The sequence below is a fragment of the Lentzea rhizosphaerae genome (assembly GCF_042649515.1).
Classification (GTDB): Bacteria; Actinomycetota; Actinomycetes; order Mycobacteriales; family Pseudonocardiaceae; genus Lentzea; species Lentzea aerocolonigenes.
In genome coordinates this window covers 173,420-198,935 of record NZ_JBHRZI010000029.1, presented here as the reverse complement: position 1 = coordinate 198,935, position 25,516 = coordinate 173,420, and the positions used below count along the sequence as shown (strand labels likewise).

Sequence of the window (25,516 nt, the reverse complement as noted above, 5' to 3'; positions counted from 1 at the left end):
GATTCTAGCCCAGAGGCGTCCGGACACGCTCACCCAGGGGTCAGGTTCCGAACTTCACCCAGTTCACGCTCACGTACGGCGCGGGCTGCCCCGAAGTGAACGTCACGTAGACGTCGTGCACCCCGCTGATGTTCGAGATGTTGGCCGGAACGGTTCTCCACGCGTCCCAGCCACCGGTGTTGCCGACCGCGAACGTTCCGACGGGAGCCGCCGTCCGCGAACCCAGCCGCACCTCGACCAGACCGCTCACGCCACCACCGGCACCGGAGGCGACCCGCGCGTAGAACTGACGGGCCGGACCGGAACCGAAGTCGACGCCGGAGAACTTCAGGTAGCCGCCGTTCGCGATCTGGTGCACGCCCGAACCGCCCTCGGCCGGGGCGATCGAGCCGCCGGAACGCTCGGACGCGTTCTCCGCCTGGAGTTCGGAGTACGCGCTTCCACCGCCACCAGGGGGAGGAGTGGTCGTGGTGGTGGTGGTCGTCGGGGGAGTACCGCCAGCCGTGTAGACGGCCACGTAGTCCACGACCAGCGAGTGCCCGGACTGAGTGGCCGCGACAGGGGTCGGCTGGTTGTTGTTCAGCGCGTTCGGGAACGCGCCGCCCATCGCGAGATTCAGCAGGATGAAGTAGCCCGCGTGCGACGTCATCTGGTCCCACACGCCGGCGCCGACGCGGTCCCTCGTCACCTGGTGGTACGACTGGCCGTCGACGAACCACGTGAACGTCTTCGCGGCGTCGTCCCACTCGAAGCGGTACGTGTGGAAGGCGGACTGGCAGGACGGGCCGGGGCACGTCCGCGAGTTGCCGATGCCGGTGAACTCGCCGCAGGCACCACCGGGCGCGACGTCGCAGTGCAGAACGCCCCAGACGGAATTGATGCCGTTGACGTTCTCCATGATGTCGAACTCGCCGATGCCCGGCCAGTTCCAGTAGTTGCCGCGGAACGGCGAGCCCAGCGCCCAGAACGCGGGCCAGTAGCCGAGAGCGGCCTGGCCGGTGACGTTCGGCATCTGGATGCGACCCTCGATCGCGAGCTTCCCGCCCACCGCCGGCTTGAAGTTCGCGCGCTGGGTCTCGATGCGCGACGACGTCCAGTTGCCCGCGCCGTCCTTCAGCGCGGTGATGCGCAGGTTGCCCGCGCCGTCGAGTTTGATGTTCTGCGTGCTGTTCGTGTAGTTCTGGATCTCGCCCGTGCCCCAGTTGGCAGGACCGCCGGGGTAGGCGTGACCGAGGTCGAAGATCCAGTTGGAGCTCGACGGCAGCGAACCGTTCGGGCCGTTGAAGTCGTCACCCCACACCTGCGTCCATCCCGCGGCAGGGGGTGGGATCGAAGCGTTGGCGGACATGGCGGCGATCGCCAGGGGTACTGCGGCAAGAAGAGCTGTCGTGGCCGCGAGGATGCGGCGGCGTGGCTTCATGCGCGAGTGACCTCCTCGTCACGGGTGCAGTCCATTTATGAGAGCGCTCTCACGGGGTAAGAACAAGCGCCCGTTCGGACCAACGCTCGTCAACGCGCCAGGTTGCGCCGCGTCTCGTTTGGACTTGTCAGATCAGTTCGAGGGTGGCGGGCCGATCCAGCGGCGCGGTTCAGGTGCGTGCAGTTGCTGCCAGACGCCGCCTCGTGCGTCTCGGTCAACCGCCGTGATCTGAAACGCCCTGCGCCACAAGCAAAGCCGAACTTCATCGTGAAACGATCACTTGGCGTCGGCGTAGCACGTCACCGGCACCGCGTTCATCGGGAACCGCACCGCCGTCTCGCCGAACAGCAACCGCGTCGCCTCCCGCCCGGCGTCCGCGATCGCCTCGATCACCGCGTCCGCGTCCTCACGCGGGCAGTGCACGAGCACCTCGTCGTGCTGGAAGAACACGAGATGCGCATCAGCGGGCAACCGGTTGCGCAGCACGCCGAGCAACGCCGCCGTCCAGTCCGCCGCACTGCCCTGCACGACGAAGTTGCGGGTGAACCTGCCCCAGTTCCGGGCCGCCTGCCGCGACGAGCTCGACACCTCGCCCGCGTCGTCGGCGCCGCCGGTCAGCTCGCGCCACGCCTCCGAGGGGGCGGGGGAGGTCCGGCCGAGCCGCGTGCGCACCATCCGGCCCTGTTCACCGGCCTGCGCCGCCGCTTCCACGTAGCCGACCGCTACGGGAAACCTCTTGCGCAGCACGGCGAGCAGCGGTCCGGCCTCACCGGACGTGCCGCCGTACATCGCCGACAGCATCGCGATCTTCGCGCGCGGTCTCTCGCCCTTGAACGAGTCGGCGGCCAGCGCGGAGTACAGGTCGTCGTCCCCGCACACCTCGATCAACCGCTCGTCTCCCGACAGCGCGGCGAGAATGCGCGGTTCGAGCTGTGACGCGTCCGCCGCCACCAGGCACCAGCCCTCGTCCGCGATCACGGCCTTGCGCATCAGCCGCGGGATCTGCAGCGCCGCACCGCCCCGCGACGCCCACCGGCCGGAAACCACTCCTCCCACAACGTAATCAGGCCGGAACCGCCCGTCTCGCACCCACGCGTCGAGCCACGTCCAACCGTGCGCCACCCACAGCCGTGCGCGCTCCTTGTACTCCAGCAACGGTTCCACGGCGGGATGGTCGATCTTCTTCAGCACCCACCGCCGCGCGGACGGCACGTCGATGCCCTCACGCGCGAACGCGCGCACGATGCTCGCGGGCGCGTCCGGGTTGACCTCCTTGCCGCCGAACGCCTCCCGGATCTCCTCCGCGAGCGCCTGCAACACCTTCGGCCGCACGCCCGGCGCGGTCCGCGGGCCGAGCATCTCCTCCAGGATCTCGTTGTGCACGTCCTCCCGCCACGGCAGTCCGTGGTGCGTCATCTCCGCGGCCACCAGCGCCGACGCCGACTCCGCCGCGATGAGCAACCCCAGCGCCGGATTGCGTTGCTGCGCCCGGAAAACCAGCGACAACGCCGCCACCGCGTCCGTGCCGCCCGGCAGCACCACCGGCTCCGGCTCGAACAACGTCAGCTCGACGTCCTTCTTGCGCGGCCCCAGATCCGCCGGTGCGGGCAGCCCCAGCTCGCGCGCCAGCGCCGCGGGGAGCTCCCGCGGTTCGCGGTGCCTGCCCTCGGCTCCGAGCAGCAACGCCTCTGTCAGGTGGAGGTCCCAGCACCGGTCGACCCGCACCCCTGCTGTCAGCAACGCCGGGTAGATCTCGCCGGTGTCCGCCCACACCCACCTCGGTCTGTGGGCGCGCTCCAGCGACGTGACGGCGGAGGCCAGCGACGAAGCCGTCATCACGGGACCGGCGGGCGTCCCGTCGTCGTGCAGCTTCTGCCACCGGCCCGCACCGTCCGCTTCCGGGACGAGGGCGACCAGCACACCTCAGATTGTGCAGCGGGGGTCCGACAATTTCAGTTCAGGCTGAAACCAGGGCCCGCTAGTCGTTGGAGCTTCTCCAAGCCAGTCAGCAAAGGAGTGAAGGAAAAACGGGAAAAGACCACGATGGTGTGGTCTTCCTACCCCTCGCCCACACCCCAGCCGACTATGAAGCCGTGGACCGAGCACTCAGCGTCGCCGCATTGCTGGATCCCACCCACCAGGTGGTCCCCTTTCACGGCAGAGAAACCGAGCTGCAGACCCTCACGCACTGGCGCGACAGCCCCGCGTCACAGGCGTCCCTGCTGCTGCACGCACCGGCCGGCGCGGGCAAGACCAGGCTCCTGCAGCACTTCCAGCAGGAGCACTGGGACGACGACGAGCACGGCAGGCTGCTGCTGATCGACGACGCCGACCGCCTGGCGTGGCAGGACGTCTTCCGAAAACTGCAGGACACGCTGCGGCACGGACCGGCGCGCACCCGCGTGCTGCTGGCGGCGAGGACCACGGGCTGGTGGTGGTCCTCCACCCGCCAGCGCATCGCGGACTTCGACCACGAGGTCACCGACCTCGAACTCGCCCCGACGCTCGACGACCGCACGGAGTCGTTCACCCTGGCCTGCCAGCACTTCGCCAAGCAGCTCAGCGTCACCGCACCGGACGAGCCACCGCCGAACATCGCCCACGAAACGGTCCTCGACCTGCACCTCGCCGCGCTGACCGCGGTCCACGGCGACCCGTGCGACGTGAACCGCACCCAGCTCGTCCGTCAGCTCCTCGACCACGGCCCGGCCACCGGCCGCCTGGCCGAGGACTTCCTCGCGGTCGCCACGCCGGACACCCCGGACCCCGACCTGCTCGCCCGCGCGGCCCTGCGCTGGCCCCAGCTGCGCCCGAAGCTCGACGAGGTCGTCGCCACGAACCCGGCGATCGCGCTCGTCCTCGCCCCGGACAGCCTCCGCACCGCCGCCGAGATCGGCTCCCAGGCCACGCTCGACCACCTCGCCCGCCAGGTCTTCCGCTCCGAACGGTTCGCCGTCGACGCCATCGGATCCCTGCTCACCCGCAGGTTGATCGAGCGCGCCAGCTCCACCCTCGAACGCGCCGAGATGTACGGGATGCTCAGCGCCCGCACGATGCTCTGCGGCCTGCGCCAGGAGTCCGTCGAGGCCTCCCAGAACGAGGTCGAGTGCTACCGCGAGCTCGTGCGGCAGGACCCCGAGAACCGGCCGTTGCTCGCGGACGCGCTCGGAGACCTGGGGCTGAGGCTCATCAACGCCGGGCGGCGCGACGAGGTGCTGGCGGTCTCCGAGGAGGCGATCGCGCTCTGGCACGAGATCGCGCTCGACGACCCGGAAACCACCCCGCAGCTCGCCTCCGCCCTCGAACAGATCAGCTACCGCTACCAGGCGCTCGGCCAGGACGAGGCCGCGATGACCGCCATCAGCCGCGCCACCCTGCTCTTCCAGGAACTGGCGAAGAACCACCCCGCCCTGTTCCGCTCCGACTTCGCACGGGTCGCGGCCGCCATGGCCCGCCGCTTCCACGTCGAGGGTCAGAAGCAGCACGCGGCCGACTCGATGCAGCTCTCCATCGCGAACTGGCGGGTGCTCGCCCAGGAGGACCCGCGCTACGAACCGGAACTCGCCCGCAACCTCGTCGTCGCCGCCACCATGCTCATCGACCTGAGCAGGGCCGAAGCGGCGCGCGAGGCGGTGAAGGAGGCCGTCGACCTCTTCCGCAGGCTCGCCGTCGTCAACCCCGAGACGTTCCGCGCCGAGCTCGCCGGTGCGCTGGTGCGGCACAGCCAGGCGCTGGGCGAGGGCCTGGACGCCGAGCTCACCGCACGGGAAGCCGTGATGGCGTGGCGCGAGACCGGCGACAGGAAGGGCCTCGGCGCGGCACTGCTCAACGTCGCCCAGATCGGCCGCGACCTCGGCGCGGCGGTGGAAGCCGTTGAGGTGTACCGGGAACTGGTGGCCGAAGACCTCGTCTGGAACCAGGTCGACCTCGTGGTCGCCCTCGCGGCCCTCGTCGAGCAGCAGCTCCACCACGACCGGGACGAGCAGGCGTTGCTCACCGCCGACGAGTGCCTCGACATCTGCCACCGCCTGCCGTCGCAGCTCGTCGACTTCTTCGGCGCGAAACTGGCTCCCGCCCTGCAGTCCGCGGCTCGCGCACTGTCCGATTCGGACCACCACGTCCGCGCGCTGCAGGCTTCCGAGTTCGCGGTCGAGGTCTGCTGTGTGCTCATTCCGAAGACGTCACCCGCCGTCTACCCCGCGGCGGTCCAGCAGCACGCGTGCCGGCTCCGTGGCGCGGAACGCAGGGACGAGGCGCGCAACACCGCGCACACGGCCCTCGTGATGTGGCACCTCAGCGGGCTGGACCTCGACCGGCAACCCGGCTACGCCGACGCGTTGACGATCTACGGACGGCTCTGCGCGGAGACGAACTACGAGACGGACAAAGCACTCCGGCTCACCCACCGCGCGGTCGAGATCCTCCGCGAGGCGGGTGAGCCGGTGAAGCTGGAGTTCGCCCTCGAAACGGTCGAGGCGCTCAGCTCTTGGTGAGCAACGACCGCACGAAGAACGCCACGTTGGCCGGACGCTCCGCCAGACGACGCATGAAGTAGCCGTACCACTCGTCGCCGTACGGCACGTACACGCGCATGCGGTTGCCCTCGGCGGCGATGCGGCGTTGCTCCTCGGGCCGGATGCCGTACAGCATCTGGAACTCGTAGGAGTCCTTCGGCCGCACCGAGGCCAGGTCGGCGGCGATCGCGATCAGACGCGGGTCGTGCGAGGCCACCATCGGGTAGCCCTGACCCTCCATGAGCACCTTCAGGCACCGAACGTACGACAGGTCGACGTCGTGCTTGTCCTGGTACGCAACGGAAGCAGGCTCCTGGTACGCACCCTTGCACAGGCGCACGCGCGAACCGGAGTACGCGAGATCCCGGCAGTCCTGCTCGGTGCGCCGCAAGTACGCCTGCAGCACCGCGCCGACCCACGGGAAGTCCACCCGGAGCTCACGCAGGATGCCCAGCGTGGAGTCCGTGGTGGTGTGGTCCTCCATGTCCAGCGTCACGGTCGTGCCGACGACAGCGGCGGCGGCACAGATCCGCCGCGCGTTCTCCAGCGCGATCTTCTCGCCGTCCACCGGCAGCGACTGGCCGACGGCGGACAGCTTCACCGACACCTCGGCGCCCTCGGTGAGTCCGTGCGCCTCCAACCGCGCGAGCAGCGTCAGGTACGCCTCGACCGTGTCGTTGGCCTGCGACTCCTCGACAGTGTCCTCACCGAGGTGGTCCAGCGTGACCAGCCGTCCGTCGGCGAGCACCTCGGCCGTCGCGCGGATCGCCGACAAGACGTCCGCACCGGCGACGAACCGCTCGACGACCGGCCGGGTCAGCGGCGTCGACTCGACGAGCTTGCGCGTGCCCGCGCTGCGGGACGCCAGAAGAAGGCTGTTGCGCAACATCAGAGCCCCTGGTGCGGGTGGAGGTGGTTGGTGGGCGCCGCGAAGGTCTCCTTGATGGAACGCGGGCTGACCCAGCGGAGCAGGTTGTGGACCGACCCCGCCTTGTCGTTCGTGCCGGACGCGCGGCCGCCGCCGAACGGCTGCTGACCCACGACGGCACCGGTCGGCTTGTCGTTGACGTAGAAGTTGCCGGCGGCGAACCGCAGCTCCTCCTGCGCGTGCGCCACGGCGGAACGGTCACGAGCGATGATCGAACCGGTCAGCCCGTACGGCGCCGCGCTCTCCATCTGCTGCAAAACCTTCAGGTAGTCCGCGTCCTCGAAGACGTGGACCGCGAGCACCGGGCCGAAGAACTCGGTGGTGAACACGGAGTTCGTCGGGTCGGAACCGACGAGCACGGTCGGGCGGACGAAGAAGCCGTCCGAGTCGTCCGCGGTGCCACCGGCGGCGATCTCCAGCGACGAGTCGGCGCGAGCGGCCTGCAGCACGCCCGACAGCTTGTCGAACGAACGGCGGTCGATCACCGCGCCACCGAAGTTGGAGAAGTCGGTGACGTCGCCGTAGGTCAGCGCCTCGACCTCGGCCAGGAACTGGTCGGAGATCTTGTTCCACACCGACCGCGGCACGTAGGCGCGCGACGCGGCGGAGCACTTCTGGCCCTGGTACTCGAAAGCACCGCGGATCATGGCGACGCGCAGCACGTCCGGGTCGGCCGACGGGTGCGCCAGGATGAAGTCCTTGCCGCCGGTCTCGCCGACGATCCGCGGGTAGGAGCGGTAGTTGGCGATGTTCGCGCCGACCTGCGCCCACAGCTTCTGGAACGTCGCGGTGGAGCCGGTGAAGTGGATGCCAGCGAGGTCGGGCGAGCTCAAAGCCACCTCGGACACCGCGAGGCCGTCACCGGGCAGCAGGTTGATGACGCCGGGCGGCATGCCCGCCTCTTCCAGCAGCCGCATGGTGAGGTGCGCGGCGAACGACTGGGTCGGCGACGGCTTCCACAGCACCACGTTGCCCATCAGCGCGGGCGCGGTCGGCAGGTTGCCGGCGATGGCGGTGAAGTTGAACGGCGTGATCGCGTAGACGAAGCCCTCGAGCGGGCGGTGGTCCGTGCGGTTCCACACGCCGGGGGAGGAGATCGGCTGCTCGGCCAGCAGGTTGCGGGCGAACTGCACGTTGAAGCGCCAGAAGTCGATCAGCTCGCACGCGGAGTCGATCTCGGCCTGGATCGCGGTCTTCGACTGGCCGAGCATCGTCGCGGCGTTGAGCGTCTGCCGCCACGGGCCGGCGAGCAGGTCGGCGGCGCGCAGCAGGATCGCGGCGCGGTCGTCGAACGACATCGCGCGCCACGCCGGAGCGGCCTCACGAGCGGCGCGCAGGGCGTCCTGGGTGTCCTGCTGGGTCGCGCCGGCCAGCGTGCCGAGGACCGAACGGTGGTTGTGCGGCTGGACGACGTCGAAACGCGCGCCGCCACCCATGCGCTGCTCGCCACCGATGGTCATCGTCAGCTCGAGCGGCTCCTTCTGCAGCTCGGCCAGCTTGGCCTGCAGTTCGGCGCGCTCCGGGGTGCCGGGGGCGTACTGCAGGACCGGCTCGTTGACCGGGGCGGGAACCTGGGTGACAGCGTCCACTCGTCAACTCCTCTTTGAGATGTGGGTGCCCAAACCGTAAGACCGCACCCTCTCCTCCTCTTTGTGCAACCGGCCAAGATTCACCAGGTCAGATGTAGAATCGGCCAACGTTGAAGGACACGCGGGGAGCTTTCGTGTCGTAAAAGGAAACGCGGGGCCCCCGCGTGCCGGAAGGGCAGGGCGGGGATGAGCCTGCGTCACATCCTGATCGCGCTGGGAGATCCGCTCGTCGAACTGCAGGTCGCGCCCAACGGCCTGGAGGTCGACGTGCGCGACGTCGTGATCATGGATCCGGACGACCCGCCGGACGTGGCTGCCGGAGACCTCGCGCTGCTCATCGGGGCACGTGGCCGGGCCGCGTTGCCGCTGATCAGGGCCGCGGGACGGGCGAAAGCAGCGGCCGTCGCGGTCAAGGAGTCGTCTCCGGCGCTCGAACAGGCGGCCACGGACGCGGGCGTGGCGTTGCTCGAAGTCCGGCCCGAGGTGCGCTGGGGACACCTGGAGTCGTTGGCCAAGGGCGTGCTCACGACCACCACTGACGACGGCGAGGTCCTCGGCGACCTGTTCGCGTTGGCGCAAACGATTGCGACCCTGACCGGCGGCATCGTCAGCATCGAGGACACCGCGAGCCGCGTGCTGGCCTACTCCCGGTCGTCCGACGAGGTCGACGAACTGCGGCGGCTGTCCATCCTCGGCCGCCAAGGCCCCGAGCCGTACTTGAAGATGCTGCGCGAGTGGGGTGTCTACAACCTGCTGCGGTCGTCGGAAGAGGTCGTGCGGATCGACGAACGTCCCGAGCTCGGCATCCGGCGCCGCATCGCCGTCGGCATCCACGCGGGACGGCAGCCCCTCGGCGCGATCTGGGTGCAGGAGGGGGACCAGCCGTTGACCCAGCAGGCGGAACGGGCGTTGCTCGGCGCCGCCCGCGTCACCGCCCCGCACCTGATCCACCAGCGCAACCAGCCCGCGTCGAGGTTCCGCGAGAACCTCCTCGCCGCGCTGCTGACCGGCCGGATGGACGCCGCCACGGTCGCCGGCCAGATCGGCGCCGACCCGCGCAAGCCCGCCGCCGTGGTGGTCTTCGCGCTGCGAGGTGGCGAAGGCGACCGCAGCGAGCACGAGCTCCGGCGTGCCGAGATGACCGGCCTGATCTCCGTGCACGCGGCGGCGTACCGGCGCAGCGCGTTGGTGAGCGAGTCCGGCGGCCGCACCTACGTGCTGCTCCCGGACCTCGCCCCGAACGCTCAGCTCCTCAACCTGACCAAGGAGATCGTCACCACCGCACGACGGCACCTGCACACGGCCGTGCAGGCGGCCGTCGGCTCGACGGTGTCCACTTTGGACGAGGCGCAGATCTCCCGGCAGGAGGCCGAACGCGTGCTCGACGCGATGGCCCGCGACCTCGACGACGAGGTGGCGACACTGGCCGACGTCCGGTCGCAGGTCCTCGTCAGCGAGATCCTGGCGCTGCTCCAGGACAACCCGCGGATCCGTGATCCCCGGATCGACGCGCTCGACCCCGAGCTCGCGAAGTCACTGCTGGCGTACCTCGACGCGTTGGGTGACGTGCGCGCGGCGGCAGACCGTCTGCACGTCCACCCGAACACGTTGCGATACCGGTTGAAGCGGATCGACCTGGACCTGGACGACCCGCTCGTCCGGCTCGTCGCCCAGCTTCAGCTCAGGATGCGGTAGAGCAGCGCCCGTTCCGCGATCGTCCACGTCGTCGTGGTGAGCAGGTACAGCCCGGCCGCGAGTGGCAGGTAGGCCGCCACCAGGATCGTGCCGTACGGCAGCACCTTGATCAGCCCGGTCATGAACCCCGGAGTGGGAGTCGTCGTCATCCGTGACTGTTGCCAGCGCACGGTCACATAGGCGACCACGGCGAGCAGGCCGAACAGCACGAAGAAGACCCACGCGAAACTGCTCATGAAATGAGCACTTAGCGAAACCCCGAAAACAGTCCCGTCCAGGAGGGGGTTGGGGGTCGTGACGACCTGGTACATGACCATGAAGAACGGCAACGTGGCGAGCATCGGCAGCAAGCCGGCGAACATCGAGACGCCGTTCTTCTTGTAGATCTTCTGCGACTCCTCGGAGAGCCGCACGAGATCCTTGCCGTACTTCTTCTGCAGCTTCTGGATCTCGGGGGCGAGCTTGGCCTTGGCCTTCTCGCCGCGCACGGCGGCGCGGTACAGCGGGTGCAGCATCAGCCGCACGGCCACGGTGAACAGGATGATGGCGAGCGCGGGCATGCCGAAGCTCGCCAGGGCAGCGCCCAGGTCAGCGAACAAGGGTTGGTTCTCCGTATCGAGTTGGGATTTCGGGGGACGTCAGAACGTCCCGCATCCCGGTGCTCGAGGACGGGCCCTGCCTGCGGCGTCAGGATTGCGCAGCCGCAGTTGTGCTGTGCGTTGTGCTCGTTCCCGGATCGAGAGCGACCTCGCTGGTGCCACCGCCTGTGAAATCAGCTGGGGCACCAGCGAGACGACCACGATCAACGCGAGGGCGAGCGCCGTCACGGCTGCAGCGACCTCGGTCGGCGAGGAGAACAACGTGAAGGCGTAGAGGGCAGGCAGGAAGACCGCGAGCATCAAGAGGGCTCGATTCCTGGTCTCCGGCCGCCACATGCCTTGCAGACTACCGAATCATGGCCGGTTGGGTGCCGAGTTCCTTGCCCTCGTGGTCGTACAACGTGATGAGCGTCGCGTCCTCCTTGCTGGGCCACCACGCGAGCAGCCAGTCCTTGCCGATGGTCGCCGTCACCTTCAGCCCGTCCTTGGTCTGGATGAGGGCCTTGCCGACCTTCGGGCTCACCCTGCCGCTGAAGAAGCGCATGGGGTTGCGGCCGTCACGCTCCGAATGAAGGCTGGCTCCGTACGAGAGGAACAGCCTCGACCCGAGTTCTTCGAGACCTTCGGCTCGTCCGCTGCCGGTGAGGCTGGCGTGGCCGCCCTGGACGTGCCGGCACAGCAACTCGCTCTGCGGGCCGGTGAACAGCGCCAGCGTCATGATCCCGCGCTGGTCCACGACCGACACCTCGGTGGGAGCTTCGGGGAAGTTCGGCGGCTTCTCGCGCCGGTCGCTCGCCTCGATCATCTCCCGGCACTCCGCGAGCGCGGCCTCGGTGTCCGCGCCGGGCGCCCTGGGCTCTGCCGTCCACGACGCCGAGGCGTTCGGGTTCGTCGGCGTCCAGAGCAGCAGCGTCACGGCGACGGCGGCCACGAGTGCGGTCGCGGGCACGGCGAAGCGCCACCAGCGACGGGACGGTTTCGCGCTGATCTCGTTGAGCAGCGCGTGTTTGCGGACCTGCACGCGCAACGGGTCGAGCTGCGGGATGTCAGGGGTGATCACAGTGCCTCCTCCACGAATGCGCCGCGGACCGTCCGTTGCGCACGAGAGAGTCGGGACTTCACCGTGCCGACCGGGATGCCGAGCACCTGGGCGATCTGCGCCTGGCTCAGGTCCGACCACGCGGACATCTCCAGCACCTCGCGGTCCCCGGCGGGCAGCTTCTCCAGCTCGGCGATCACCGCTCTGGTCCTGGTCTCCGCGTCCACCCGCCGCGCCACGTCGTCGGCGTGGTCGCCGTCGGTGTCGTGCCGCGGAACCTTGCCAAGCGCTGCCCTGTACCGCGTGCGGGAGCGCTGGTGGTTGCGGGTGGCTCCGAGCGCGACTGTGTACAACCACGGCAGCAGTGACCCCTCAACCACGACTGAAGTGCGTTTGCGCCACGTCTCCATGAACACCACGGACACCAGGTCCTCGGCCACCGCCCACGTGCCGGTGCGGCGCAGGCAGTAGGCGAACACGGCTTGGGCGTGGCGTTCGAACAGCTGCCCGAACGCCTCGCTCCCGCCGGCCCGGACCTGCCCCCAGAGTTCTTCGTCGGTCACGGACCCTCCTCTCTGCTCCGTTCATGTCCGCAGGGGGAGGGCCGGTTCACGACTCGACGAGGCCCGGCCGTTCCGGGTGGTCGTAGCGCACGAAGAGGTCGGCCACCGGGTCGTAGTCGTCGAACGCGGGCAGCGTCCACTCCTCGGTGGTCTTGCGCCTGAGCGCGCCGGGGGAGAGCCACAGGTGGACGGTGAGCTCGGCGGGCAGCCGGCGGTCGAGCATCAGGGTGCCGTCGACGAGCACGACACCGTTCTCCGGCAGGTCGACGTACTCGGCGCGGCTCGCCCGGTCGGTGGCCGCGTTCCACAGCGACGGCAGCACCTTGCCGGCCGGCGCGGGGTCGAGCACCTCGCGCTGGAGGCCCTTGTAGTCGAACCAGTCGTGCCGGTAGGAGTACGGGTCGGTGCGGCCGTGTTCCAGCCGCACCGACGCCGGGCGCAGGAAGTCCTGAATGGACACTCGTTGAACCGTGCGGCCCAAGGAGCGCAACGGTTCCACGACGGCGTCCGCGAGCCTCCCCGGCTCGGCGGCGGGTGCTGCGTCGATCAGCACCCGCACCCGGCCGTTCATCTCGCTGATGCGGTCGGCGATCTCCTTCACGAGCGTGTCGAACGTGAGAGGGCGAACCTTCACGGCTGCCAGTCCGCCCAGGCCGTGTCCCACCAGATGTCACCGGACGCCAGCATCTTCTCGATCTTGATGCCCTCCGCCCGGATCGACTCGGCCTCCTCGGCGGAGTACTTGCCGGAGGCGACCTGCTCCTCGAACTCGTCGAGGTCGCGCTGCTGCCACGTGCCGTCGGGGGCGAGGGTGTAGTCCAGCGCGTGGTCGAGCGTCTCGAACCCGTCCTCGACGCGCCGGTAGGGCGCCTGGAGGTTCAGGTAGTAGTTGCCGAAGACCCGGTCGTCGCCCTTCCAGAACAGGTCGACGGAGTAGGCGTCGCCCGGCCGGTGCAGCATGAGTTTGCCGTGGCCGCGCCAGAAGCCGCGGTCGGGCTTGTCCCACGGGTGCGGGTGGTGGTGGTCGGGGTAGGTGAGCCGGGTGCCCGGCTCCACGAACACCGCGAGCAGTCCCGGCTCGTCGACGATCACCCTCGTCGGCATCTCCGACCAGACCTTGCCGTGCAGCACCTCACGCCGCACCACGACCTCACCCGGTGTGAACCACCTCATGGGCTGAACTTACGTGATCACGCCGCGCCGCGTCCTGGGCCATCATCTTCCGCTTCAGCGCGGGAACGGCGTTGGTCACGCGCAGGAACGTCCGCATGAACGCGAGCACGATCCGTCCGATGACGGGCTTGTGGATCGCGCCGTTGCCGTCCATCTGCTCGCGCGAGGCCAGCACCGCCTCGAACCCGTACTCGATCATCTCCCGCTCGTACTCGGAGATCGCCTGGACGACGTCCTTGCCGTGGTGGGCCTCCGTGAGCTTGCGGCAGAGCAGTTCCGCGTCCCGCAACGCCGTGTTCGCGCCGATGCCGCGGCCGGGCGTCATGAGGTGGATCGAGTCGCCGATCATCGTGACGTTGCTCGGCTCCCACGGTTCCAGCGGTTCGGACGTGCGGACCTTGATCGGGAACAGCGTCTTCGGGTCGGCCAGCGCGAAGAGCTTGCGCAGGTTCGGGTGGAACTTCGGCGTCATGTCCAGCACGACCTGCCGGAGCTGCTCCTGGCTCAGGCCCTTGAGGTCGGGGAACTTGTCGTGCGAGGCCGCGTAGCCCCACATGATGTAGTCGTCCTCGACTCCCTTTCCATCGAACCGCATGACGTGGATGATCACGAACGCGCCCTTGGGGCCGTAGAGGAGCGTCACGCCACCGTCGGCCTGCGGCGGCAGCAGCTTCGCGTTCTCCGGCGTGAGCGGCAGCTTGGCCGCGATCGACGTGATGCCGGTGTCCACGATCTTCGCGTGCGGCAGGTACTGCCTGCGTACCTTGGACTGCGCCCCGTCCGCGCCGACCAGCACGTCGCCGGTCTCGGACGTGCCGTCGTCGAAGAACGCCGTGACCGAGCCGTCGTCGTTGCGGCTGAAGTGCGTGAACGTCTTGTCGAACCGGACGACGTCGTCCAGGCCGTTCAGCAACGCCGTCCGCATCGCGATCCGGCTGACCGAGTTCTCCCGGTGAGCGGGGTCCTTGGCCTGAGGGATCTCGCCGACCAGCAGCTCCCCGTACTTCTCGGTCCGCATGTTGATCCGCACGGCCGGTCGCGCGGTGGTGCGGACGAACTCGGCGAACACGTCCGGCGGCAAGCAGCTCTGCAACGCCTTGCTGCCGTCCGGGCTGATCCCTACCCGGAACCCGATCAACATGCTGCGCGGCGTGCGGTCGCGTTCGAACAGCGCCACCTCCACGCCGGCCTTCTTCAGCCCGTGCGCCAGGCACAGGCCACCGGTCCCCGCTCCGATGATGAGCACCCGCATGACAGCCTCCCCTGCTAAGTCTCTTAGCAAGGAAGATATTCAGTTGGTGAGACTCTTGTCAAACGCTTCTAGTGCGGCAGCCAGCTCGCCACGTCGGCCAGTGCGTCCAGCACTTCGCTGCTCACCTGGCCGGACGCGGGTTCGGTCTCGGCGATGACGATCGCGTTGCCGTCCGGCCGCGACTGGTAGTGCAGGCCGGTGAAGCGGATGTCCGCCAGGTCGAGCAGAGGGGTGGCGAGCGGGGTGATGTCACCGGTGCCGTGCACGTCGATCAACTTCTTGAACTCGCCCGCGTCGCGCCGGTTCCGGAAGCCGACCCGCGCCACGGACACGACCGCGACGTTGCCGCGGTCGTCGCCCACGGCGAACAGGATCCGGTCGAGCGACCTGCACGGGTGGCGCACGAAGTGGTCCCGCACCTGGCCGAAGGAGTGCGAAACGCACTCCAGTGCGGGCTTGGCCGTGCGCTTGAGCGTGCGCATGTTCAGCTGACGCCAGGCACCGTCCGCATCACCTCTGCGGGCGGACTTCCTGCCCTCCGACCTCGCTTTGGTGAGGTTGACGCTCGGGGCGTCGACGGCGGTGGTCGAGCCCGCGCCGCCGAGGGACAGCCCTCCGCTGCCCGCGGCGACCGACAGCGCCAGCACACCTGCCGCCACCACTGCGCCCGCCTTGCCCGCGCCGGGATCCGATCCGCCTCCCGCGCCGCCGATTCGTCGTGCCATCAGTCGCCTCCTCGAGCGACGAGGAGACCGCACGCGATGCGGCAGACGGGGTTGAATGGACTCAAATCACCCGATTGTCCGGCCTTCAGAAGTCGTCGCTGCCGAGCCGCTTCAGCCGCGCCGACCCGATCGAACGCCGCACGTCGTCCGCCGGCAGCAGCCTGACCAGCTGTTCCAGCGCCTCGACGTCGTGCTCGCCCGAGTCGGTCTGCGTGAACGTCCACAGCGCGTTCGCGTCCCCGCGCGAGAGCACGGCCTTGCGCACGCCGGTCGCGAGGTCGTCCCGTTCGGCCAGCACGAACGGTGCCTCGGAGCGGCGCAGCAGGGAGCCGCGGTAGCGGGAGGCGGCCAGCGGGACGTCGCCGTCCTTGAGCGCGGCACGGACGGCGAGGAAGTCCGCCTCGACGTCCGCGGTGAGCCGGTAGGGCCTGGTCGCGAGCACGTCGGCGCCGAGCTGGGCGCGCAGGCGGTGCAGCTCGGCGCGCACGGTCGTGGGGTTGCCGCGTTCGCCGTAGAGCCGCAGTGCGAGCTGGTCTGCCGACAGCCTGCCGTGCAACGTCAGCGCGCACAGGATCTCGGCGTGCCGTGAGGAGATCGGCACTTCACGCCCGTCCAGCACGACCTTGGGCTCGGGCAGCAGGAACGACAGCGACAGCACGCTGCGCCGCACGTGGCGTTGCCTGGGCACGCGCAGCAGGTAGCCCTGGGCGAGCGGCTCCAGCACCGCCTCACGGCCGTCGGGCAGGCGCACCCGGTCGGTGGAGACGTCGATGCGTGACGGCAGCAGCCCGTACGGCTCGACCGCGACGACGCGGCCGGTCTGGCTGAGCAGCGCGCCGGGTTCGCCGCGCAACGCGATGAGGTGCCGCATGTTGCGCGCCCGCAGCTCTTCGTCCTGCGCGTGCATCCTGGCGAGCATCGCGGACTCGGCGAGGCGGGCCGAGGCGGACACCAGCGCCACCATCGACGGGTGGACCGTCTCGATCGGGCCGCTGAGGTCGACGACGCCGATCGTCGTGCCGGTGTCGGGATCGCGGATCGGGCTCGCCGCGCACGTCCAGCGGTGGTAGGTCCGCACGAGGTGCTCGGCGGAGTGGACCGTCACCGGCGAGTTCGTCGCGAGCGCGGTGCCCATGCCGTTCGTGCCCGCGGCGTCCTCCGACCAGCACGTTCCCTCGGCCAGGCCGACGTCCTCCGCACTGCCGCGGGTGTCCTTGGCGCCCTCGCACCACAGGATGTGGCCCTGCGCGTCGGCGACGATCATGATGTGCCGGGCCTCTTCCGCGAAGCCCAGCAGGGTCTCGCGCAGCACCGGCAGGCTCGAGTGCAGCGGGTGCCGTTCGCGCAGGTCGGGGAGCTCGTCGGCGGCGAACACGGTCGGCGCGGTGTGCAGGTCGGGATCGACGTTGGCGGCGAGTGACCGTTGCCACGACGCGGAAATCACCGAGCGTGGCGAATCAGCCGTGCGAGTGCCACTCAACACGGCTTCTCTGACGCGACTCAGCAACAGCGCGTGTTGCCCGGGGTCGTGGGTCACTGATCCATCCACGGCTTGCAACGAGCATGCAACGTTCTGCTGCTTACTTTCTCACTTCCCCCAGCGATGTCCTTCAGCGGGCCTTTGTTCAGCAGGAGCGAGAATGACGCACTACGCGGCACCGGGTCGGCCCGGCAGCGTGGTCGCGTACCGGCAGAGGTACGACCACTTCATCGGCGGCGACTACGTGGCCCCCGTGTCCGGTGAGTACGTCGGGAACGTCACGCCGGTGACCGGCGAGGTGTTCACGGAGGTCGCACGCGGCACCGACGCCGACCGCGCACGTGCCCTGCACGCGGCCAGTGGCGCCGCACGGGCGTGGGGGAGCACCACGGCACGAGAGCGCGCCACGGTCCTGTGCGAGATCGCGGACCGGGTGGAGGAACACGCGACCGAGCTCGCCGTCGCCGAGACGTGGGACAACGGCAAGCCGGTGCGCGAGGCCCTGGTCGCCGACGTGCCGTTGCTGATCGAGCAGTTCCGCCAGTTCGCCGCGGCCATCCGCACCGAGGTGGGTCAGGTCGAGCAGGTCGGCCGCGACACCTGCGACTACCGCTCGTACCAGCCGCTCGGCGTCGTGCACGAACGGCTGTCCTGGACGTTCCCGCTGATGAACGCGGGCCGCGTCCTCGCCCCGGCGCTGGCCGCGGGCAACGCCGTGGTGCTGGAGCCCGCGCTGCAGACGCCGGCGTCGATCCACGTGTTGCTCGGCGTGATCGCGGACCTGCTGCCGCCCGGTGTGGTGAACGTTGTCACTGGATCGGATGACCACCCGGTCGTGTCCGCTCGGTGCCCGAACATCTTCTTCGCGGACGTGCCCGCGCACCGCGACAACTTCCTGGACAAGGCGCTGGAAGGCTTCGCGATGTTCGCCGCCAACCAGGGCGAGATCTCCACCGCCCCGTCGCGCGCGCTCATCCAGACCTCGATCTACGAGGAACTGCTCACCCTCGCGACCGAGCGCACGCGGCAGCTCCGGCTGGGCGACCCGCTCGACACCGACACGATGGTCGGCGCTGTCGTCAGTCTTGCCCAGCGCGACCGGGTCATGGCCTACGTCGAGCGCGGCAAGTCCGAGGGCGCGCGCCTGGTGACCGGTGGCGAGGCGGACGGCCACTACGTCCAGCCCACGATCTTCGAGGGCGACCACCGTTCCGCGGTGTTCTCCGACGACGTGCTCGGCCCGGTCGTGTCGGTGACGAGGTTCGACGACCGCGACGACGCGCTGAAGATCGCCAACGAGTCCACTGCCCAGCTCGGCGCCGGCGTCTGGTGCCGCGACGTGACGCTGGCGCACAACGTCGGCCAGGAACTGCGCGCCGAGCGGGTGTGGGTCAACAACTACCACGCGTACCCGGCGAACACCGCCGCGCTCGCCGAGTACCGCCGTCCGAAGCACCTGCTGGTCAGCTACTCCGACCGCGCGCAGGGCTACTTCTGAGGTCTACTTCTTCCACGGCACCTGCGTGGACGCGTAGTAGTTGATGCCCTGGACCTTCCAGCGCGGTCCCTGCGCGCCCAGCCGTGGCGCGAAGCGGTCCCAGTTGTGGGTGGCGGCGCTCGACCAGCCGAGCTCGGCGGCCACCGGCAGGCGCGGGAACGCCATGTACTCGATGTCGGCGGAGGTCCTGATGGTCTCCGTCCACAGTGGAGCCTCAACGCCGCGGACGCTGGTTTCGGTGACACCGTTGAGGTACGCGCCGGGGTTCCAGCTGTAGGCGTCCCTGACCTCGACCAGTCCGGCCCAGTCCAGGCCGAGCTTGGTGTTCTTGTTGTACTTCATGTCGAGGTAGATGCGGTTCGCCGGCGACATCAGGACCTTGTTGCCGCGCTGGGCCGCCGCGGCGACGTTCGCGTCGGACCTCGTCGTGCCCCAGAACTGCGGGACGAGCGCGGTGTCCGTGGTGGTCTTGATGAACTCGTGCCAGCCCGTCGTGGTCTTGCCGTACTTCTTCACGATCGGCAGGACCCGGTTCATGAACGTCACGTAGTCCGCGTCGGGCGTGCTCAGCGCCTCGTCGCCGCCGATGTGGAAGTACGGGCCGGGCGTGATCGCGGAGACCTCCCTGACGACGTCCTCGATGAACTTGTAGGTGATCTCCTTGCTGATGCACAGGCTGGAGAATCCGACGTCCGTGCCGGTGTAGAGCGGGCGCTTCTTGCCGTCGCAGTTCAGTTCGGCGTAGCTCGCCTGGGCGGCGTTCGTGTGGCCGGGCATGTCGAACTCGGGGATCACCGTGATGCCGCGGTTCTGGGCGTAGGTGACGAGGTCCCTGTACTGGTCCTGGGTGTAGTAGAGCTTGCCCGTTCTGCCGCCCACCTCGGTGCTGCCACCGATCTTGGTCAGGTCTGGCCAGGCCTTGATCTCCAGTCGCCAGCCCTGGTCGTCGCTGAGGTGGAGGTGGAAGTAGTTGATTTTGAACGCCGCGATTTGGTCTATGTAGCGCTTTACCTGGTCTGTTGTGAAGAAGTGCCTGCTCACGTCGAGCATGGCGCCTCGGTGGTGGTACCTCGGGTGGTCGAGGATGCTGGCGCCTGGGACCGGCCACGGGCCTGGCTGCTTGGTCTTGGCCTCCGCTTTGGGAGGTAGGAGTTGGCGCAGCGTTGCTGTGCCGTTGAAGTGGCCGGCTGTGGTGTTGGCTCGGATGATCACCTGGTTCGGGGTTACGTCCAGTTGGTAACCCTCTTGGCCGGTTTTCGGGTCTGCGCCTGATGTCAGGACGATTCCTTCGCCGGTTGTGCCGTCGGTGATCGGGAGTTGGAAGCCTGTTGAGGGGCGGAGGATTTCTGCCAGGCGTTCTGCTGGTTTGCGGGCTTCTGGGGTGGTCAGCTGGATTTTGGCGGATGCTGTCAGGGTGAAGGTGATGTCCGTGCGGGGCTGGACCTGTACGGGCTGAGGGACCAGTTCCTGGAGCGGGGTCGCTGCCTCTGCTGTTCCGGTCATCAGGGCTCCTGATGCGGTGATCGCCAGGGCTGCCAGGGCGGCCTGCAGTTGTCTTCTTGTCACGCCAATCCTCCGGGCACGGGGGGACCTGGGGTGGCGGCGTCAGGGTCACGGTTTCAGGTGGTGGTGGGGGTGTCAAGGTTTAGACCAATTGGGGTGCGCGCTGGTTTTGTTGGTCGTCTCCCTGGTGCGTGGGCGGCTGCCGGTTTCGTGTCCGATGGGTGGTTGGGGTTGGGCGGGTTCTGTGCCTGTTTCAAGATTTCTGGGAACTCCGGCCCCAGACCCCGCCAATCTGATCAAAGACCAGTCCAGCGCCGCGGGTGGTGCGGTTCGGGCGGCGGGACCACACCGCCGGAACCTTGCGGTTTCAAGCCAGGACTGCTCGGCTTCGCCATCGCGTGCCTCGCCTGCGGCATCGGCTTGGGCTCGCCTGGGCGTCGCGTGCTAGAGGTGTTCCTTGCTCAGCTTTCGCCACAGGGTCGGCAGGTCTGCCTCTGTCCGGTGGGCCAGCTCCACTTCCTTGCCGTACAGCAGGCCGAAGGTGAAGCCGTTCTCGTCGCCCCTGCCCAGTTCTAGCAGGACGGGGCGGGCTACGACCGAGTCCTGGTGCTCGCCCAGGAGGGTTTGGACGTCCTTTGCGCGTTTGCGCAGGGCCTTCGCGTGCTTGCCCAGGGCGGGCTCGGCTACTTCTGCGCTGTAGCGCAGGCGTTTGGCTGCCTTGCGGGCCTCGTGGAGGGGCTCGTCGCTGTCTTGGGTGGAGAGGGCTGCTCGTACGCGCTCGTCCAGGCGGTGGCGGGCCTTTTCCACCAGGGCGGGGAGGACGTCTTTTGCCTTGCCTGAGGCTTGCTTGGTCAAAGGTGGGGCGGAGAGGAGCGTGTCGATGGCGTTCAGGAGGGTGAAGTAACGCTTGCTGTCCAGGGCTGCGATGGAGTCCTTGTGCGCCTTGGCTTCCAGTGGGGCGAAGTGTCGGGTGAGGCGGGCTGCCACGTCGCCCAGGACCACCTCTGGGGGGAGGGCGTGGAGGCCGTCTTCGAAGCGGGCGCGGAGTACTTCCAGGTCTCGGGAGGCGCCCAGGACGCCTGCCAGCCACTTGAGTTCGTCGGTCAGCTCTCGGGTGGCGTCGCGGGGGATGACCTTGCTGAAGGCTTGTAGGGCCGAGCGCATTCGGCGAGTGGCCACTCGCATCTGGTGGATGGCGTCTGGCTCGTTGCGGCGGACTCGGGGGTCCTGGTTCTGGAGGGCGGCGCGTTGTTCGTGGAGGTAGGCGAGGACGACGTCGCCCGCTGTGGACTTCTTGGTGAGGGTGGGGATGGCGTCTCGTTTCACGCCGATCACCTGGGAGAGCTTGGACTTCGAGGGCGAGGGGTGGATGCCTGCGTCGCCCAGGTGGCGTTCGACGGTGTCCAGGAGGGCGCGGTCGCCGCTTTCGCCCAGTTCCACCTCGATCTCGCGCCAGGACGTCGTGGTGGTTGAGGAGCCCATGGTTTGGGCGGTGACGACGTCGTCGACGACCTCGGCCAGCAGTTCGCCGTTGCCGTTGGTGAGTTGCCAGCGGCGGCGGTTGGTGTGGATTTCGGCGATGGGGGCCAGGCCTTGGCCGCGGGTGTGGGCTCGGACCAGGGAGGAGAGGTCCTTCGGGGGGTTCTTGGTGCCTCGGCCCAAGGGGACTCGGACTTCCTGGCGGGAGTCTTCGCCTGCGGGGAGTTTGAGGTGCCAGCCTTCGTCGTCGCCGCCCACTCGGCGGCGCAGCGTCACGCCTGCTCGGGCCAGGCGGTAGTCCGTGGTGTCGAAGTACGTGGCTTCCAGGTCGAACTCCTCCGGGCCCGTTGCCACGCCGGTGATCTCTGTGAGGTCTGGCAGGCTCGCGTCCGATGGTGCCTCGTACTTGCGTTCGGTCTCAGTAACAGAGGTCGCCATTTACTAGTAATACCTCGTTTTGTCGCAGTTCACCCACTGTGGTGACCGTGCGTGAGGGGTGGTTGCCACGGCTGGGCGGAAACGTGAACTCGAATGCGTGTATTCGGTGGTCGGTACCTTTCGTGGGGGTGTGGTGTCCGGTTCGCTGGGTGGGTGCCCACGGAGAAGGAACGGCTCGACGTTGTTGAGCCGCAGGTCGCCACGTTGATCAGTCACGTCGGTCAGCTCGCGGCCGAGCTCGAACGTGTTTCGGCTCGGTTGACCGTGTTGGAGCGGCGGCTGTCCGGTGCGGGGGACGGGCCGCTGGCCGACCTCGACGCGGTGGAGGGGGAGATCGCGCCGCTGGTCCTGGCGTTGCGGAAGGCGTGGGACGCCGAGCAGGAGATTCTGGCCGATCCGGCTCGGGTCGAGCTGAAGCAGGAAGTGCTGGAGTTCGACGGGCTCAAGGCTCGGCGGGACGAGGCTCGGTCCAAGTTGGACGGTGGGCGCGTGCCGCGGTTCGAGCGGGACGCGTTGTCGCACGAGGTTCGCCAGATGGAGTGGCTGATCAACGCCAACGAGGCCAGTGCCCAGCGGGCGGCGGAGCGGCTCGAGGCCGACGAGGACGCGGCTGCAGAGGAGTGGCGCACCGAGGCCGTGCTCGCCGGGGACAAAGCTCGCGGTGAGATCAAGGACGCGGCCGCGCGACGCATTTCCGAGGCGCTCGGGCAGTACTCGCGGATGCCCGTGTGGTTCCGGGTCGGGCTGGGTGAGATCCCGACGCCGGACCCGTCGTTCTGGCTGGAGTCGGCGATCGCGGTGCTCGCGTACCGGCTGGAGTACGGGGTCACGGACGCCGTGTCGCCGCTCGGGACGCCGCCGTCGGCGTCGTCCGGGTGCCAGAACTGGGTTCGCCGCACGAACGTCCACGCCGACATCACCGACCGGCTCACGACGCTCGCCGCCACGTTCCACCTGCAGTAACCTCCGCTGCAACCGCGCGGTTGCGGGAGGTGCGAGTGGACCGGATCGAACGCGATGTGCTGATCAACGCGTCGCAGCAGCGCGTCTGGGACGCGCTGACCTCGGCCGAGCACGGCACCGGACGCGCGATCGTCGAGAAGGTCGAGCCCGAGTCGTTCTTCTCGTGGCGCCGGCCGGGTCCGCTGGGGCCCGACCCGGTGCCCGGCAACGCGACGCTGGTCGAGTTCACGCTCACGCCCGCGGACGGCGGCACGTTGTTGCAGGTCGTGGAGAGCGGGTTCACGCAGCTCGACCTGCCGCCGGAGGAGCAGGAGCGGTACGCGGCCGGCAACGTCGGCGGCTGGGGGCGCGAACTGGACGAGCTGCGGGAGCACCTGGAGAAGTGAGTTCAGGTCGACGACGTGCTGACCGCGCTCGCGGACCCGCTGCACACTGCCGGTGAGTCGGCAGGCGATCGTGAAGCACCTGCCCGTGCCAACCCCGCAGTGGGTGTTCTGTCCGGCCGAACCTTGCCGCCAGGCCGCCTGCTGGTTCGCCCGCAAGGACCGCCGCGGCGGCGGCCCCATGCTGCACCACCGCACCCTCAACCCGTGATCATCCGCGACTGGTCCCGCAAGACGGAGCCGTTCGCCTCGGCGCTCGAGATCTCGGCCAACACCACCACGGAAACCGCCCAAATGGCGCGGCATCAAGGAGTTCAGCGCCTGCGCAACCAGCCGAGTGGGTCCAGCCCGAACCGGCGCCATCGCCCTGTCTGGACACTGGAACCTCACCGCAACATTCGTACGTGTTCTTGGTCAAGCACGGGCTGCGCTGATTTGGCGGGCCCAGGACGCGACCGCGTCGAGAGTGCCAGCGAGTTCGGCGGGTGCGGAAAGCATCGGCCAGTGCCCTGTGGGCAGGTCGAAGCGCCGCCACGGCGGCTGGGTCAGGTGTGCCAGCATCGGAATCCCGGCTTCGAGCAGGGCCTTGACGTCGTGGCAGGCGATCAGGACGCGGTCCACCTCGGGACCAGGGTCGACAGCGTCGGTGAGAGGCTGGGTGTAGGTGCCGAACGGCTGAGGAGTGGCGTGCGCAAGCAGACGCTCCCGCTGAGCCTCGTCGAGCCCGTCGAGGCTGCTGGACGTGCCGAGGACGTCGATCGGCGGCATCGCGAGCTGCCAGCCGTCCCCGAAGGCGGTGACCTGTTCACGTAGCTGGTCGGCGATCTGCGGCGGCATGAGGTCGAGCATGCACATACCCGCCGCGAACGGGGCGCTGTCCACGTAGACCACGCGCTCCAGCCGATCACCGAGACGTCCTGCGGCTCCGGTGACCGGAGCGGCCGCGTAGCTGTGGGCCACCAACGTGACGCCGCGCAGGTCCTGGGCCTCGACAAGACCGGTGATGTCGCCGATGTGGGTGTTCACGTCCGTCTGGGGACCGCCCAGATCGGCCCGCTCCGCCAGGCCCGTCAGTGTCACCGCGACGGCGGTGTGGCCGCGCCCCCGCAGAGCGCGAGCGGTCTCTTCCCAAGCCCATGCCCCGAGCCAGGCGCCGGGAACCAAAACGAAGGTAGCCATGTGATCTCCCTGAGCTTCGATGTCTGCCGGGACCGTAAGCTCAATACAGGACAGAATCGGCCCTGAAATGTTGGGTGATCCATGTCGCATCCCCTCACCCGTGTGTTGACGCTGCTGGAGCTCCTCCAGTCCCACGTCACGCTCACCGGAGCCGAACTGGCCGACCGCCTCGGCACCGACGTCCGCACCGTGCGCCGTTACGCCGCCCACCTGCGAGATCTCGGTATCCCCGTGGAAGCAGAACGCGGCCGCTACGGCGGCTATCGACTGGCCCGCGGATACCGAATGCCACCTCTGGTCCTCACCAACGACGAGGCACTGGCCGTTGTCCTGGGCTTGGTCGCCGCAGAACGTGTCGGTATGGGCACCACGACGGCCACCTCAGGTGCCCTGGCGAAGATCGAGCGGGTCCTGCCGCAAGCGCTGCGCGAACCGCTCACCGCCATCCGCGAATCCCTCGAATTCACATCCACCGCCGTGATCGGGCAAGCGCCAGGCGCGGGCATCCTGCTCACCCTGGCCCAAGCCACCCGCGGTAGCAGGACGGTGAGCATCAACTATCAATCGTGGCGCCAGCAGCACACACAACGCGACGTCGACCCATACGGTGTGGTCTTCCACAACGGCCGGTGGTACCTCGTCGGCCACGACCACCTCCGAGACACCCCGCGAACCTTCCGCGTCGACCGCATCGAATCCGCCACCCCTCAAGCCCGCGACTTCACCGTCCCCGACGACTTCGACCCCGTCACACACCTGACCGCGGCCCTGTCGCAGGTTCCCTACCGCTGGCAAGTCGAGGTGACCATCCACGGACCTGTCGACGCGATCGCCCGCCGGCTACCCCGCTCGGCGGCAACACTCACCGCCACGACCACAGGCGTCCTCATGCGAGCACGGGCAGAACGCCTCGATGGCATGGCCCACCTGCTCGCCTCCCTGGAATGGCCCTTCACCATCCACCACCCCGATGAACTACGGCAAGCCCTCAGGACACTGGCCAACCAACTCGCCGAAGCCGCACAGCGCGAACCGGATGAACGACGGCCGTGACGCCAAACCTCCGAGAGTGCCCATGCCCCTTGTCGCGGTACCT

At 68.8% G+C, this 25,516-nt stretch carries 23 protein-coding genes; 7 read left to right on the top strand and 16 right to left on the bottom strand.

All coding sequences use genetic code 11. The annotated features are described in order from the left end of the window. Positions 1-40: 40 nt before the first annotated feature. Together ACFOWZ_RS33270 and ACFOWZ_RS33265 are read right to left on the bottom strand one after the other, a co-directional pair. Positions 41-1,420, bottom strand: coding sequence for a carbohydrate-binding protein (locus tag ACFOWZ_RS33270; RefSeq protein ID WP_382377916.1), 1,380 nt, complete (start codon positions 1,418-1,420; stop codon positions 41-43). Positions 1,421-1,696: 276 nt separating this feature from the next. Continuing rightward, positions 1,697-3,337: a bifunctional 3'-5' exonuclease/DNA polymerase gene (locus ACFOWZ_RS33265; protein WP_382378081.1), complete on the bottom strand. Its 1,641-nt coding sequence runs from the start codon at positions 3,335-3,337 to the stop codon at positions 1,697-1,699. Positions 3,338-3,513: 176 nt separating this feature from the next. On the opposite strand from ACFOWZ_RS33265, the gene ACFOWZ_RS33260 reads away from it, so the two are divergent. Then, a complete protein-coding gene (locus ACFOWZ_RS33260; protein ID WP_382377915.1) occupies positions 3,514-5,913 on the top strand; it encodes a hypothetical protein in 2,400 nt (799 codons plus the stop codon). Here the strand turns inward: ACFOWZ_RS33260 and ACFOWZ_RS33255 are convergent. Together ACFOWZ_RS33255 and pruA are read right to left on the bottom strand one after the other, a co-directional pair. Continuing rightward, the gene (locus ACFOWZ_RS33255) at positions 5,900-6,823 is read right to left on the bottom strand and encodes a proline dehydrogenase family protein (protein ID WP_382377914.1); all 924 of its coding nucleotides are present in this window, start codon (positions 6,821-6,823) and stop codon (positions 5,900-5,902) included. The genes ACFOWZ_RS33260 and ACFOWZ_RS33255 overlap by 14 nt on opposite strands. Beyond that, positions 6,823-8,451 carry an L-glutamate gamma-semialdehyde dehydrogenase gene (pruA, locus tag ACFOWZ_RS33250; RefSeq protein WP_382377913.1) on the bottom strand — a complete coding sequence of 543 codons (1,629 nt, stop codon included), beginning with the start codon at positions 8,449-8,451 and terminating at the stop codon, positions 6,823-6,825. The genes ACFOWZ_RS33255 and pruA overlap by 1 nt, the downstream gene beginning before the upstream one ends. A gap of 186 nt (positions 8,452-8,637) precedes the next feature. Here pruA and ACFOWZ_RS33245 point away from each other — a divergent pair, with 186 nt between their 5' ends. Beyond that, positions 8,638-10,146 carry a PucR family transcriptional regulator gene (locus ACFOWZ_RS33245; RefSeq protein WP_382377912.1) on the top strand — a complete coding sequence of 503 codons (1,509 nt, stop codon included), beginning with the start codon at positions 8,638-8,640 and terminating at the stop codon, positions 10,144-10,146. On the opposite strand, the gene ACFOWZ_RS33240 is transcribed toward ACFOWZ_RS33245, so the two are convergent. The 9 genes from ACFOWZ_RS33240 to ACFOWZ_RS33200 form a co-directional block, all read right to left on the bottom strand. Next, positions 10,128-10,745 (bottom strand): YidC/Oxa1 family membrane protein insertase, encoded by a 618-nt coding sequence (locus ACFOWZ_RS33240; protein WP_382377911.1) that lies wholly within the window; start codon positions 10,743-10,745, stop codon positions 10,128-10,130. The two genes, ACFOWZ_RS33245 and ACFOWZ_RS33240, sit on opposite strands and share 19 nt — an antisense overlap. Before the next feature lie 39 nt (positions 10,746-10,784). Further along, positions 10,785-11,081, bottom strand: coding sequence for a DUF6412 domain-containing protein (locus ACFOWZ_RS33235; RefSeq protein WP_382377910.1), 297 nt, complete (start codon positions 11,079-11,081; stop codon positions 10,785-10,787). A 10-nt stretch (positions 11,082-11,091) separates the two neighbouring features. Next, a complete protein-coding gene (locus tag ACFOWZ_RS33230; RefSeq protein ID WP_382377909.1) occupies positions 11,092-11,805 on the bottom strand; it encodes a hypothetical protein in 714 nt (237 codons plus the stop codon). Next, a complete protein-coding gene (locus ACFOWZ_RS33225; protein WP_382377908.1) occupies positions 11,802-12,347 on the bottom strand; it encodes an RNA polymerase sigma factor in 546 nt (181 codons plus the stop codon). Before ACFOWZ_RS33225 ends, ACFOWZ_RS33230 begins: the two co-directional genes overlap by 4 nt. A 46-nt stretch (positions 12,348-12,393) precedes the next feature. After that, a complete protein-coding gene (locus ACFOWZ_RS33220; protein ID WP_382377907.1) occupies positions 12,394-12,981 on the bottom strand; it encodes a uridine kinase in 588 nt (195 codons plus the stop codon). Beyond that, the gene (locus tag ACFOWZ_RS33215) at positions 12,978-13,520 is read right to left on the bottom strand and encodes a DUF402 domain-containing protein (protein WP_382377906.1); all 543 of its coding nucleotides are present in this window, start codon (positions 13,518-13,520) and stop codon (positions 12,978-12,980) included. The genes ACFOWZ_RS33220 and ACFOWZ_RS33215 overlap by 4 nt, the downstream gene beginning before the upstream one ends. Continuing rightward, positions 13,498-14,772: an FAD-dependent oxidoreductase gene (locus tag ACFOWZ_RS33210; protein ID WP_382377905.1), complete on the bottom strand. Its 1,275-nt coding sequence runs from the start codon at positions 14,770-14,772 to the stop codon at positions 13,498-13,500. Before ACFOWZ_RS33210 ends, ACFOWZ_RS33215 begins: the two co-directional genes overlap by 23 nt. A gap of 68 nt (positions 14,773-14,840) precedes the next feature. Next, positions 14,841-15,497, bottom strand: coding sequence for a hypothetical protein (locus tag ACFOWZ_RS33205; RefSeq protein WP_382377904.1), 657 nt, complete (start codon positions 15,495-15,497; stop codon positions 14,841-14,843). An 85-nt stretch (positions 15,498-15,582) separates the two neighbouring features. After that, a complete protein-coding gene (locus ACFOWZ_RS33200) occupies positions 15,583-16,941 on the bottom strand; it encodes a GAF domain-containing protein (RefSeq protein ID WP_382377903.1) in 1,359 nt (452 codons plus the stop codon). A 196-nt stretch (positions 16,942-17,137) separates the two neighbouring features. Here ACFOWZ_RS33200 and ACFOWZ_RS33195 point away from each other — a divergent pair, with 196 nt between their 5' ends. After that, complete coding sequence (locus ACFOWZ_RS33195; protein ID WP_382377902.1) at positions 17,138-18,475, top strand: aldehyde dehydrogenase family protein; 1,338 nt, start codon at positions 17,138-17,140, stop codon at positions 18,473-18,475. Positions 18,476-18,478: 3 nt separating this feature from the next. Here the strand turns inward: ACFOWZ_RS33195 and ACFOWZ_RS33190 are convergent, their stop codons facing one another. Both ACFOWZ_RS33190 and ACFOWZ_RS33185 read right to left on the bottom strand, forming a co-directional pair. After that, positions 18,479-19,978, bottom strand: a complete 1,500-nt coding sequence (locus tag ACFOWZ_RS33190) for a beta-N-acetylhexosaminidase (RefSeq protein ID WP_382378080.1) — start codon at positions 19,976-19,978, stop codon at positions 18,479-18,481. Positions 19,979-20,422: 444 nt separating this feature from the next. Further along, positions 20,423-21,895, bottom strand: coding sequence for a CYTH and CHAD domain-containing protein (locus ACFOWZ_RS33185; RefSeq protein WP_382377901.1), 1,473 nt, complete (start codon positions 21,893-21,895; stop codon positions 20,423-20,425). 153 nt (positions 21,896-22,048) lie between these two features. On the opposite strand from ACFOWZ_RS33185, the gene ACFOWZ_RS33180 reads away from it, so the two are divergent. From ACFOWZ_RS33180 to ACFOWZ_RS33170, 3 genes are read left to right on the top strand one after another with little or no spacing between them, the layout of a single operon-like run. Beyond that, on the top strand, positions 22,049-22,858 hold the full coding sequence (locus ACFOWZ_RS33180; RefSeq protein WP_382377900.1) for a hypothetical protein: 810 nt from the start codon (positions 22,049-22,051) through the stop codon (positions 22,856-22,858). 35 nt (positions 22,859-22,893) lie between these two features. Beyond that, entirely contained in the window at positions 22,894-23,244 is a 351-nt protein-coding gene (locus ACFOWZ_RS33175) for an SRPBCC domain-containing protein (protein WP_382377899.1), read from the top strand. A gap of 52 nt (positions 23,245-23,296) precedes the next feature. After that, positions 23,297-23,452, top strand: a complete 156-nt coding sequence (locus ACFOWZ_RS33170) for a hypothetical protein (protein ID WP_382377898.1) — start codon at positions 23,297-23,299, stop codon at positions 23,450-23,452. A 203-nt stretch (positions 23,453-23,655) separates the two neighbouring features. Here ACFOWZ_RS33170 and ACFOWZ_RS33165 read toward each other — a convergent pair whose 3' ends face one another. Next, positions 23,656-24,420 carry an alpha/beta hydrolase gene (locus ACFOWZ_RS33165; protein WP_382377897.1) on the bottom strand — a complete coding sequence of 255 codons (765 nt, stop codon included), beginning with the start codon at positions 24,418-24,420 and terminating at the stop codon, positions 23,656-23,658. Between the two features lie 102 nt (positions 24,421-24,522). Between ACFOWZ_RS33165 and ACFOWZ_RS33160 the strand changes: the two genes are divergently transcribed. Then, positions 24,523-25,473 carry a helix-turn-helix transcriptional regulator gene (locus ACFOWZ_RS33160; RefSeq protein WP_382377896.1) on the top strand — a complete coding sequence of 317 codons (951 nt, stop codon included), beginning with the start codon at positions 24,523-24,525 and terminating at the stop codon, positions 25,471-25,473. Positions 25,474-25,516: the final 43 nt, after the last annotated feature.